At 39.8% G+C, this 11,890-nt stretch carries 8 protein-coding genes; 4 read left to right on the top strand and 4 right to left on the bottom strand.

Translation table 11 applies throughout. The features are described 5' to 3' along the window. Positions 1 to 2: 2 nt before the first annotated feature. From BWD42_RS21930 to BWD42_RS21920, 3 genes are all read right to left on the bottom strand, one after another. Positions 3 to 3,233: a SusC/RagA family TonB-linked outer membrane protein gene (locus tag BWD42_RS21930; protein WP_077438553.1), complete on the bottom strand. Its 3,231-nt coding sequence runs from the start codon at positions 3,231 to 3,233 to the stop codon at positions 3 to 5. A gap of 647 nt (positions 3,234 to 3,880) precedes the next feature. After that, on the bottom strand, positions 3,881 to 5,152 hold the full coding sequence (gene serS, locus BWD42_RS21925; RefSeq protein WP_077438552.1) for a serine--tRNA ligase: 1,272 nt from the start codon (positions 5,150 to 5,152) through the stop codon (positions 3,881 to 3,883). Positions 5,153 to 5,626: 474 nt separating this feature from the next. Continuing rightward, a complete protein-coding gene (locus BWD42_RS21920) occupies positions 5,627 to 6,700 on the bottom strand; it encodes a class I fructose-bisphosphate aldolase (RefSeq protein ID WP_077438551.1) in 1,074 nt (357 codons plus the stop codon). Between the two features lie 91 nt (positions 6,701 to 6,791). Here BWD42_RS21920 and rsmI point away from each other — a divergent pair, with 91 nt between their 5' ends. From rsmI to BWD42_RS21900, 4 genes are all read left to right on the top strand, one after another. Then, on the top strand, positions 6,792 to 7,457 hold the full coding sequence (rsmI, locus tag BWD42_RS21915) for a 16S rRNA (cytidine(1402)-2'-O)-methyltransferase (RefSeq protein WP_077438550.1): 666 nt from the start codon (positions 6,792 to 6,794) through the stop codon (positions 7,455 to 7,457). A 36-nt stretch (positions 7,458 to 7,493) separates the two neighbouring features. Beyond that, positions 7,494 to 8,213, top strand: coding sequence for a PH domain-containing protein (locus BWD42_RS21910; protein WP_077438549.1), 720 nt, complete (start codon positions 7,494 to 7,496; stop codon positions 8,211 to 8,213). Between the two features lie 14 nt (positions 8,214 to 8,227). Next, on the top strand, positions 8,228 to 9,850 hold the full coding sequence (gene lnt, locus BWD42_RS21905; RefSeq protein ID WP_077438548.1) for an apolipoprotein N-acyltransferase: 1,623 nt from the start codon (positions 8,228 to 8,230) through the stop codon (positions 9,848 to 9,850). A 325-nt stretch (positions 9,851 to 10,175) separates the two neighbouring features. Continuing rightward, complete coding sequence (locus tag BWD42_RS21900; protein ID WP_077438547.1) at positions 10,176 to 11,312, top strand: cysteine desulfurase family protein; 1,137 nt, start codon at positions 10,176 to 10,178, stop codon at positions 11,310 to 11,312. An 85-nt stretch (positions 11,313 to 11,397) separates the two neighbouring features. Here BWD42_RS21900 and BWD42_RS21895 read toward each other — a convergent pair whose 3' ends face one another. Further along, the gene (locus tag BWD42_RS21895) at positions 11,398 to 11,817 is read right to left on the bottom strand and encodes a copper resistance protein NlpE (protein WP_077438546.1); all 420 of its coding nucleotides are present in this window, start codon (positions 11,815 to 11,817) and stop codon (positions 11,398 to 11,400) included. Between the last annotated feature and the right edge of the window lie 73 nt (positions 11,818 to 11,890).

The following is an 11,890-nucleotide window of genomic DNA, read 5'->3' as shown; positions in this document are numbered from 1 at the left end:
TCTTAAAATGAAACTTTAACATTGATACCATAATTCCGTAATGAAGGTTGAGCTGTAAAGTCAAAACCTTGCGCATTACCAGCACCAGATGAATTCACCTCCGGATCAGCATATTTATTTTCGCTTGGTGTCCAGATAAATAGGTTATTACCAAATACTCCGATAGAAGCAGCTCCAAATGGTGTGTTTTTCAACATGTCTTTAGAGAATTTATACGAGAATGTAAGGTTGCGCAGTTTGATATAAGTCGCATCTACAACATTTACACCCGACTCCATATTTGGATAATAATCAACTTTATCGTAAGTCGCAGTTGTATTCACAACTGAATTTCCCGAAGCATCCAAATAAACGGAATTCGGGAAAATCTGACCAAAACGGTCTCCTCCGGTTTCAGCTGAAGTACCAACAAAGCCCATTATATCTTTTGTTCTGGAATAGAATACACCTCCTTGTTTTGTATCAAACAATGCACTCATTGACCAGTTTTTATAACTCAAGCTTGTTCCCAAAGACGCTTGGAAATCTGGGTTATACGTACCCAAATATTCAGGCTTAGAAGAAGCAATTGGCAAGCCTGTTTTTTGATCAACAATTGTACGTCCTTCCGCATCTGTAGCATTTGTAACACCATAAAACTCACCATATGGGCGTCCTACTGCAGCTACGATACTCATCCCAGAGAAGCCACCAACCGACACTTGTTGTACACCGTCCATTAATTCGACAACTTTACTGTTGTTTTTTGTGAACGTTCCAAACAATTCCCATGTCAAGTTTTCTGTCTTCACTGGAGTCCCACGCAAAGTTAATTCCACACCGTTATTCTGAACTTTACCAGCATTTACCAAACTAAGTCCGTAACCTGTAGAAAGTGGAATAGGAATACTTAAAATTTGATTTTTTGAATTGTTCTTGTAGTAGGTAAAATCAGCTGACAAACGGTTGTTAAAAAAGCCTAATTCAGCACCTACCTCGAACGAAGTCGTGATTTCAGGTTTTAAGTTTAAATTCCCGATGGTATTTCCTGACATTAATGCAGATACGTTTCCAAATGGGAAAGTCGTAGAACCGAAACCACCTGCAATACTACTTCTAGAAAAAGTTGAAATCAATTGATATGGATCTGTGTCCGAACCTACTTGCGCCCAGTTAGCACGAATTTTTGCATAACTGAACTTACTCTTCAACTCTGGAGAGAATAATTCTGATGCGACAAAAGACCCACTAACACTTGGATAGAAAAATGAATTATTTTTCTTAGGTAAAGTAGATGACCAGTCGTTACGTGCTGTAGCTTGTAAATAAGCAATATTTTTATAGGAAACGTTCAAATCACCATAAACACCAACCAGACGGCGGTTTGTCCATGTATCTTCAATCAGATCCAATGGGCCGTTAGAATTCGCAAGGTTATACCACCCTGGAACAACAAGTCCACCACTTGAATTTGTTGCCGTACTATTGGACGTTGTTTTACGTTGACGAATGTTATTTCCGATCATGAATGACGCTTCCCAATCTTCATTGAAGGTATGTTTGGCTGTCGCCATGAAATCGTGTACAATTTCATTCACGTTAAATTGATCGATGCGGTATTGTCCTGGATCAGTTTGGATATTACCATCAGAATAATTACCAGTGGTGTTATCTATTGGCAAATAGCTATATTTTGGAGATTCCGAACGTCTGCGGTCGCTATAGTTATCCAATCCAATACGCTCTTGAAATGTCAACCATTCTGTCGGTTTATAATTCACATTGAAGTTCCCCATAATACGGTTCACATCATTAAAATTATTATAGTTAGCCAATACCCAGTATGGATTCATGGTATAAGCACCATAGTAACCATAAACATCATTGTGAGCTACACCATTTTCGTCCGTATAACCATAGCCGTTATAAGGATTGGATAAATCTTTTAAACCAACAATATCAATATCTCTTGGTGTTTGTAACAAGTTATTGTATACAGAACCACCACCTTGTCCGCCACCAACATTATTACTGTTGATTCGGCTATAATTTACAGCAATACCAGCACTAAATTTATTTGAGAACTCTGTTGTTCCGTTAAATCTAACACCATATTTGTTATAGTTATCTTTTTTACCGGGATAAACACCATTGGAATTCAAAGCGTTTAATCCTAAATAAAAAGTTGATTTATCCGAACCACCAGAAAAGCTTAAATTGTTATCAGAAGCAATACCTAGATCGAAGAAATCACGTACATTGTCTTTCACCGCAGAATATGCCTTTTTCTGACGAACACCATTTACTGCTTGTCCCCATTCTTGAACCTCACCAGTGAAAGGCGCTCCCCAAGACCAGTTTTCCTTAGGATCATTTACAAACACCAAATCTCCAGCCTTATTATAACCTGAATACCCCTGTCCATATTCATTTTGAAATTCAGGTAATTTTAAAATAGATGACAACGTATTGGTTGAGCTGAAAGTAATCTCATTTTTTGAACCCTTTTTACCGCTTTTTGTTGTAATTATCAACGCGCCATTAGAGGCTCTCGAACCATATAATGCAGCCGCCGCAGGACCTTTCAATACTGTTACCGAAGCGATATCATCCGGGTTGATATCATTACCACGGTTACCAAAATCCACACTCGCTAGATCGCTGGAACCACCCATTTTACTTGTATTGTCAATTGGCGTACCATCGACAACGATTAAAGCTTGGTTATTTCCTGAAATAGAAGAACCACCGCGTAGGACAACACGAGATGAACTACCTGGAGAATTTGACGTAGAAGTAATGTTTACCCCTGCAACTTTACCAGCTAAGGAGTTGATCGCACTCGAATTACGACCTTCGGTCAATTCATCGCTCTTAATTGTTGGCGCAGAATATCCCAAAGAACGTTTCTCTCTTTTGATTGCATTTGCAGTAACGACAACTTCCTCCAAAGCATTGTCATGATTGACTAAAGAGACATTGAAAACAGAACTGTTGTTGTTAACAATAATAGTTTTATCATCAAAACCAACGGAACGGAATACGACAACTTTACCTGCCGGTACATTCAATGAATAATTACCATCAGTATCAGTCTGAGTAGCTTGATTGGTGCCTTGTACAACTACTGTCACCCCAGGTATTGCTTTACCATCAGCAGATGTAACACGACCACTAATCTTTTTTTCTTGTGCGAATGCGACCGAAGTCAGGATCATACCGCCAACAAGAAAACTTAGTAATGTTTGTTTCATGTTTTAGTTAGTTAATTTTATTATTTTTCTAATCCTTTTATATTGATATAAATTATATCCGTTAGCATAACTGTCTAAACACACATTGTTTAGACAATAAACAGCAATACGCAAAATAGCATACCGCTATTCATGTGGTAACAGTTGAAAATATTATTGGGAAAGTCAACCCTAGATAGATGTAAAGTCAATCCGTTGAAAATACTCAGCTGTAAAATTTGCTCTTTTCAGCATTTACAGTATATAATAGTTAGTGCGATTTTTATTAGCGGTTCCAAATATATAAAGCCAAAGTTGCTTTTACAAGTTTTTTAACATTCACTCGCAAAAACAAAAAATACCGCAACAAAGACATCCGTATCTTACAAATTCAAACAGAAGATTCATTTTAGAATAAAAACTCTTCAAACAAATTTAAAACAGAATTTTATACGGAATCACTTATATTTAACAAAACATTAACAATGTAATAAGAAAACATTAACATAGAAGCTCGTTCGTTTTTTATCACCAAAAAAGTCGTAATTTATAATGATTCTAAAATCATTTCAAATCGAGTTATCCCAAAAAAAGGGACTTTACCCGCTCAGGTAGAGTCCCTTTCAATACAAATCCCGAAAACAGGAATTTATTGTTTAATAATACTATTAATCAATATACTCAAATTTAGTATAAGGTACCAAAACCGCTGGTATCCGAATGCCTTTATCGGTTTGATTATTCTCTAAGATAGCCGCGACAATACGAGGTAAAGCTAAAGCAGACCCATTTAATGTATGAGCTAGTTGCATCTTTCCTTCCGTATTTTTGAAACGCACTTTTAGGCGATTGGCTTGATAGGTTTCAAAATTAGATACGGAAGACACTTCCAACCAACGCTTTTGGGCCGAGCTATACACTTCCATATCATATGTAAGAGCGGAAGTGAAACTCATATCACCACCGCATAGGCGCAGCACACGGTAAGGTAATTCCAGTTTTTTAAGCAAGCCCTGTACGTACAGGCTCATTTCCTCCAACACTTCATACGATTTCTCCGGATGAACAATCTGTACAGCTTCTACTTTATCAAACTGGTGCAGACGATTCAAACCGCGTACATGTGCGCCATAAGAACCGGCCTCGCGACGGAAACATGGCGTATAGGCACAATGCTTAATAGGGAACTGCCCTTCTTTAACAATCACATCCCTGTAAATATTGGTTACCGGAACCTCCGCGGTAGGGATCAAGTATAGATTATCATTGTTTACATAATACATCTGCCCCTCCTTATCGGGCAATTGTCCCGTAGCGAAAGCAGAGTCTTCATTCACCAAGATCGGCACCTGCACCTCTTCGTATCCTTGCTCAGCAGCCTGATCCAAAAAGAAATTGATCAATGCACGTTGCAATTTTGCTCCCTTACCCTTGTAAATCGGAAATCCGGCCCCTGCGACTTTTACACCGAGCTCCAGATCCACGATATCATATTTGCTTAACAAGTCCCAATGTGGCAAAGCATCTTCAGCTAAAGCAGGAATCTCCCCATTCGTTAAAACGACTTCATTATCATCAGCGCTTACACCAGCAGGAACTGATTGATGCGGTAAGTTAGGCAATTGCACAATCTTATCATTCAACTCGATTTCGATCGCACTTAATTTATCCAACAGTTGCTTCACCTGCTCTTTATATCCGGACGATTGCGATTTAACGGTTTCAGCTTCCTCTTTTTTCCCTTGGCGCATCAGATCTCCAATCTGTTTTGCCGCCGCATTAGCCTCCCCCGAAAGGGCGTCCGATTCCGCTTGGATCTTACGGCGGTCTTCATCCAAACGGATGATTTCGTCGACCAACCCAATTTCCTTGAAATGCTTGACAGCCAATCTTTCGATAACCGTATCCCTGTTTTCACGGATATAATTCAATTGCAACATAATTATGAATGTATTATTTAAAAAATAGTGAACAAACTTAGATAAATTTGCCTTCATATACAAGCAAATTTATTCAGCAATGCCTGTTTATAGCCTATTGATGCTCTCTTTACACCGTCTTGGATATTAACGGCACAATACGCATGGCACAGCTGTCGATTGCTTCGGGAAGCTAGCCGATACCCGAAGTATTAACCTTTATTATTGACAGTTTGGCGAATACGTTCGATAACTTAATCACCATCGGAGCCAAGGCGCTTTTAATGCCAATAGCCATAAATTCAATAATAATCAATAACAATAATCAATAACAATAAAAGCGATACCCTTCCCCTATTTGCTGTTCTGCCGCAAAAAAAAAAAAACGATCTCCAGAAAAGCAGTTTTCCGGAGATCATTCAAAACACTATTTTTTGTCACTTAGTAGAATAATAATAAAGACTTCCTGTCGGCAGGCTGATCATAAAATCAGATTTAAGCGATCGTCACCTCTTTGCATAAATAGACATCCTGGATTGCATGTAATAATTCCACGCCTTCCTGCATTGGCTTTTGAAAAGCCTTCCGCCCGGATATCAGGCCTGTTCCGCCAGCTCTTTTATTGATCACGGCAGTTTTTACAGCTTCCTGTATGTCATTCTGCCCGGATGCTCCGCCCGAATTGATCAATCCCGCCCTACCGGCGAAACAGTTGAGCACCTGATAGCGACAAAGATCGATCGGATGGTCTGATGACAATTGTGTATACATGCGTTCATCTAATTTACCATAGCTGCTCTTGCCCATATTGAGCGCCTTAAAACCACCGTTCAGTTCCGGAAGTTTCTGTTTAATAATATCCGCTTTTATGGTAACACCGAGATGGTTGGCCTGTCCTGTTAGATCCGCAGCAAGATGATAATCCTTGTCTGTGGTCTTAAACGCCGAATTCCGCAAATAACACCATAAAACGGTAGCCATACCGAGTGAATGCGCTTCCTCAAATGCTTTGGCCACTTCGATAATCTGACGATCGGATTCTTCCGAACCGAAATAAATGGTCGCTCCGACAGCGACTGCCCCCATGTTCCAGGCTTCGCGTATGGTGCCATACAGAATTTGATCGGCCCGATTAGGATAAGTCAATAGTTCATTATGATTGATCTTGACCAGAAAAGGAATCTTGTGTGCATATTTTCGGGCTACAGCCCCTAAAACACCAAAAGTTGACGCCACGGCATTACAATTCCCTTCCAGGGCCAGTTTCACGATATTTTCCGGATCAAAATACTGCGGGTTGGGCGCAAAAGAGGCGCCCGCGCTATGTTCAATCCCCTGATCTACGGGCAATATGGATAGATAGCCTGTATGAGCTAATCGCCCTGTTCCAAAAAGCTGCCCTAAGCTGCGTAACACCTGTGGCGTACGGTCGCTGGCACCATATACCTGATCAATAAAAGTAGTTTCGGGAAGATAGAGCATGGTTTTTGAAACTGCCGGTTTGTCAAACGCTAATAGATAATCTGATTCCGCACCTAGATGTGCTTGTATTTTTTCTATGTATTGCATAATTTATTATTGCATTTATATAGAAAATAACTCCAAAATAGACAGAATGTTTTAGCACATATTATATAGTAAAAAAAACTTAACTTTGACCATGTTATATTTAGTTCCAACACCTATTGGCAATCTGGAGGACATGACTTTTCGTGCAGTCAATGTTCTGAAAGAAGTAGACATTATCTTAGCAGAGGACACCAGAACAAGTGCGCCCCTTTTAAAGCATTTTGGCATTGATAAAAAGGTATTTGCACATCATCAGCATAATGAACACAAAGCGGTTTCCGAAATCATTAAGTTTCTGAAAGAAGGCCAAAACATTGCCCTGATTTCAGATGCAGGAACGCCTGCGATCTCAGATCCTGGCTTTTTATTGGTTCGGGCTGCTCTTAAAGAAGGATTGGAAGTGCAATGTTTACCGGGAGCCACAGCTTTTGTTCCGGCACTTGTCAATTCAGGTTTGCCTAATGACCGCTTCTGCTTTGAAGGTTTTCTGCCCGTTAAAAAGGGGCGCCAAACCCGCCTTAAGGCATTAGCGGAAGAAAAGAGAACAATGATTTTCTATGAGTCACCACACCGCATCCTCAAGACGATAGAAGAGTTTATTACTGTCTTCGGTGCCGAGCGACAAGCTTCTATTTCCAGAGAATTGAGCAAGCTGTACGAGGAAAATGTCCGCGGAACATTAACTGATTTAAAATTACACTTCGAAAACAATCCAATTAAAGGAGAATTTGTATTTTGTGTAGGTGGATTGGAATAAATTTTGACAATCTTTGATTAATAAAACGAATTTGACATGAACATGGAACAATTTGCACAAGATGGACAGGATATAAAAATCATTGAAAAATTGATTACTAAAGTCCAGGACATGCTGACTCCAGGAGAAAAAATAGATTATATCGCAGTACAGAAAAAACCAGCGGTAACCATATTGCCAGACAGTATTACCATTAGTAATAAACGCATTTTTATGTGCGAATTTACCAAGTTGGGCTTAGCGACGGATTTTGAAATTTTCGGTTGGCAGGATATAAAGGATATTGCGTTCAAAGAAGAGATCTTTGGTTCAAAAGTTACCGTCATTCCCTTCACCGGAGAGAATTTAAGTATTGACTATATTCCAAAAGTTCAAGCGAGAAAGCTTTACCAATATATTAAAGCAGCTCTTGAAAACTATAAAAAAACAGAACTGGCCGCTGAGAAGGAAAAGATCGTGATAGCCCCCAGCAGTCCTCGTGAAGTCGTGGTTGAGAAAGTTGAAAGCAACCTACCAACTCCCGCACCTGTGACATCACCGACACCGGTCATCACACCTCCCTCTCCGGTAGTACAACCTACAGCATCTGCTCCAGGTACAGCACCGGCGGCTCCTGCCCCGGTTGTTCCGATAGTAGAAGAGGAAGATGATGAAATTACATTAAAACTGAAAAAACTAAAGACACTCTTCGACAAGCAATTGATCACTCAGGACGAATACGAGCAAAAGAAAAGAGAAGTTTTATCCAGTTTATAAAATAGACGGTTATTGTGAAGAACAACTATTTATTGGCACTTTTTAGTGCCTTTTTATTGTGGTTAGGCTGGCCTCCTATCCCCTATTCCAGTCTGCTGCTCTTTATTGGATTTCTACCGCTGTTGATTGCGCTGGAAAATATCATCCGCAGCGAAACAATCAAAAAAAAAGGTAAAAAGGTCTTTCTAACAGCAGGTCTAATGGCAGTCTTCTGGAATACCGCTTCCATCTATTGGGTATATAATTCGATCTCAGCAGTAATGCCGCCTTTCGCAGCAATTATGATCAGTTTGATCCCCTTCTGCCTAGGAGCAGCATTAATGGCTCTTGCCTTCAGCCTGTATTACCAATTAAGACGCAAAACCTCACTGCTGTTATCCCTATTTGGATTAATGGGATTCTGGATCAGTTATGAATTTCTACATGCATCCTGGGATCTGGCATTTCCATGGATGACTTTAGGAAACGGCTTTGCCAACTTTCATCAATTGATTCAATGGTACGATATTACCGGTGTTTATGGAGGCTCAATATGGGTCTGGTTGGTCAATATCCTAATTTTCATTCTTTACCTCAACCGAAAAGGGATCTATAAGCTCAAAAACAAACTTGTCCCAGCACTGTGCTTGATTTTCGCCTTAGTGGCTCCTGCTACTTATTCTTTGTTTCGTTATTTCAACTATGAGGAGCACCAAAATCCAGCCCAGGTGGTGGTAGTACAGCCAAATGTGAATCCTTACATCAAGTTTCAGCTCAGTCCTGAGGAACAATTAAACACCTTATTTTCGTTATCAAATTCGGTGGCAAAACCCAATACGGAGTTTTTTATCTGGCCCGAAACTGCGCTTTCCCAACATGGCGATTTTGACGAGGAAAACTTACGGGACACCTACTCCTACCAACGGATTCTGAAATTTTTGGATCAATATAAAAATGGCAATGTCTTATCGGGGATAGAAAGTTATCAATTATATAATTATGCAAAGACACCCACTGCACGTGAAATTGCCCCTAATATTTACCAGGACAACTTCAATGCAGCAACACTGATCGATTACTCCTCCAAACTTCAATTTTACCACAAATCCAAATTGGTCCCGGGTGTCGAACAGATGCCCTTTGGTGCTGCAATGAATTTTTTAAAACCATTATTTAAAGCTTTTGGCGGCACCACTGGCGGCTATGGAAAGCAAGCCGAACCTTCGGTCTTCTACGCGCAGAGTGGTATTGGGGCCGCACCTGTTATCTGCTATGAGTCTATCTGGGGCAATTATGTAGCAAAATATATTAAAAAAGGAGCCCAATTTATTGCTATCATCACCAACGATGGCTGGTGGGGCAATACTTCCGGGAAAGACCAACATTTGCAATACGCAAAACTGAGAGCCATTGAAAATAGACGCTGGGTTGCCCGATCGGCAAATACTGGAATATCCGGTTTTATCAATCAACGCGGTGATATTGTACAACAGACAACATGGTGGGTACCTGCAGCACTGAACCAGGAAATCAATTTAAATGAGGAGATTACAATATATACCAAAACTGGAGATATTGCTGCCTATGTAGGCTTAGCAATCGCCCTGGGTGGATTTCTTATCCTCATCATCCGTCGGCAACGTGCACCCTTACCATGACCTACGCGAATTCAAAAACAATATATTTCCTCTAAAACGGGAAAAGATAAACAAAATCAAAAGATACCATTAAAAGAGCCTGATATCAGGCTCTTTTCGTTCAATCTATTTTTTACTCCTTACAATGGTTATCGCATTTTCAAAACAGGATAAACTCCACGGCAACCTTAACAGTCTCGCTATGGCACAATTATCGACTCTTCCCTCGCTTCAAATGGAGTGCGTCCCGAAGATTTCAGTACGGCCTAAAAAAAACGACTAAATTCTGATGAAAATAAGTCATTTAATGCATTTGATTTACTTTTGAGATTTGTAATTTTGCAGCATGCAAGTATATTTTGACAATGCTGCGACTACAGCCTTAGATCCTGAAGTTATAAAAGTAATGGTAGATGTCATGGATAACAATTTTGGAAATCCATCCTCTATCCATAGTCACGGAAGACAAGTAAAAACAATCGTAGAAAAAGCCCGGAAAACTATCGCCAACCTACTTCATGTATCTCCGGCTGAAATTTTCTTTACTTCGGGCGGAACCGAAGCAGATAATATGGCTATCGTACGCTCGATTATGGACTTTGGCATTAGCCATGCAATTACTTCACCAATAGAGCACCATGCTGTCCTTCATACCCTGGAGGAGCTTGAGAAGCAAGGAAAAGTTCATCTTGACCTGCTCAATGTAGACAATAAAGGTAATTTAGATCTGAATCAACTGGAAGAGCTTTTAAGCAGCAATCCACGTACTTTTGTTTCCATTATGCACGCCAATAACGAAATCGGTAACCTCAACGATATCCAGCGCATATCACAATTATGCCAACAATATAATGCGATATTTCACTCGGATACCGTACAGACTATGGGCCATTATCCACATGACCTGAGTCAGCTAAAAATTGATTTCATTACAGGCGCAGCCCACAAGTTTCACGGTCCAAAAGGGGTAGGCTTTCTCTATATCAATGCAAATAATAAAATCAAACCGCTGATTTATGGCGGTGCCCAAGAACGAAATATGCGTGGTGGAACGGAGAATGTCTATGGTATAGCGGGCCTTGCCAAAGCATTAGAACTGGCCTATGAACATATGGATGAACATCAGGCATATATCCAGGGGCTCAAATCGTATATGATTGAAGAATTGCAGAAAGCAATTCCGGATATCGATTTCAATGGCGTTGTCGAACCCGATAAATCGCTTTATACAGTGCTTAATGTATCTTTCCCTTGCAGTGATCTTGCAGATATGCTGCTGTTCAATCTGGATATTTCCGGCATATCCTGTTCTGGCGGAAGCGCTTGTAGCTCAGGAACTGATATCGGATCTCATGTCTTAGGCGCTATTAAAACAAATTCAGACCGTCCATCCGTCAGATTCTCCTTTTGCAAAAACAATACAAAAGAAGAAGTGAATTTTGTGGTATCCACCTTAAAAGAACTTTGTACAAAAAGCAAATAGGACCAAAGACTAATAAAAACAAAAAAACGAAGAGAATTCTCTTCGTTTTTTTGTTTTATGTAGATCATTTATCGTTCGACAGATTTCAATTTTTCGTTAGGATATAGTATTTGGAGATGTCACCAGTAATATCGTTTCCCGATAGATCGAGCTGGCTCAAAAAATGATTCCCCAATTTGAATTTGTAGTCGACACCGTCCAGTGTAATAATATTTCCGTCCAGTTTCCATTTACCTTCACGTACAAAAACATCATCACTTTTGTTGAGATATTTGGACGAATATTTATAGGAATTATCTTTGTGCAATGAGATCAATGTTTCTATACCGTCACAGTCCGCACAGGGCATAACCCCTTTATATTCCCCGATCACAATTTCCGCTTTGTCCCTTCCCTTTAATTCCTGTAAATTATCTTTATAGGCAGCCACACTTTGTTTGGGATTATCACATCCCCCTAACATAATCATTACCAACAGTCCCACTGTCCAAATAAACCTTTTCATCTCTTTCCAAATTCAAAAAAATCAGCATCCAATAGTTACACCCATATAGTTCATAACAAATTAAATACCAAAA

The sequence above is a fragment of the Sphingobacterium sp. CZ-UAM genome (assembly GCF_002000245.1).
Classification (GTDB): domain Bacteria; phylum Bacteroidota; class Bacteroidia; order Sphingobacteriales; family Sphingobacteriaceae; genus Sphingobacterium.
Note: the sequence above shows the minus strand (reverse complement) of the source record. Positions and strands in the feature narration are given on the sequence as shown.

Excerpts from the sequence above, each read along its gene's own strand:
- BWD42_RS21930 (WP_077438553.1), bottom strand. The coding sequence starts at position 3,233 with ATGAAACAAACATTACTAAGTTTTCTTGTTGGCGGTATGATCCTGACT.
- serS (WP_077438552.1), bottom strand. The coding sequence starts at position 5,152 with ATGTTGCAATTGAATTATATCCGTGAAAACAGGGATACGGTTATCGAA.
- BWD42_RS21920 (WP_077438551.1), bottom strand. The coding sequence starts at position 6,700 with ATGCAATACATAGAAAAAATACAAGCACATCTAGGTGCGGAATCAGAT.
- rsmI (WP_077438550.1), top strand. The coding sequence starts at position 6,792 with ATGTTATATTTAGTTCCAACACCTATTGGCAATCTGGAGGACATGACT.
- BWD42_RS21910 (WP_077438549.1), top strand. The coding sequence starts at position 7,494 with ATGAACATGGAACAATTTGCACAAGATGGACAGGATATAAAAATCATT.
- BWD42_RS21900 (WP_077438547.1), top strand. The coding sequence starts at position 10,176 with ATGCAAGTATATTTTGACAATGCTGCGACTACAGCCTTAGATCCTGAA.
- BWD42_RS21895 (WP_077438546.1), bottom strand. The coding sequence starts at position 11,817 with ATGAAAAGGTTTATTTGGACAGTGGGACTGTTGGTAATGATTATGTTA.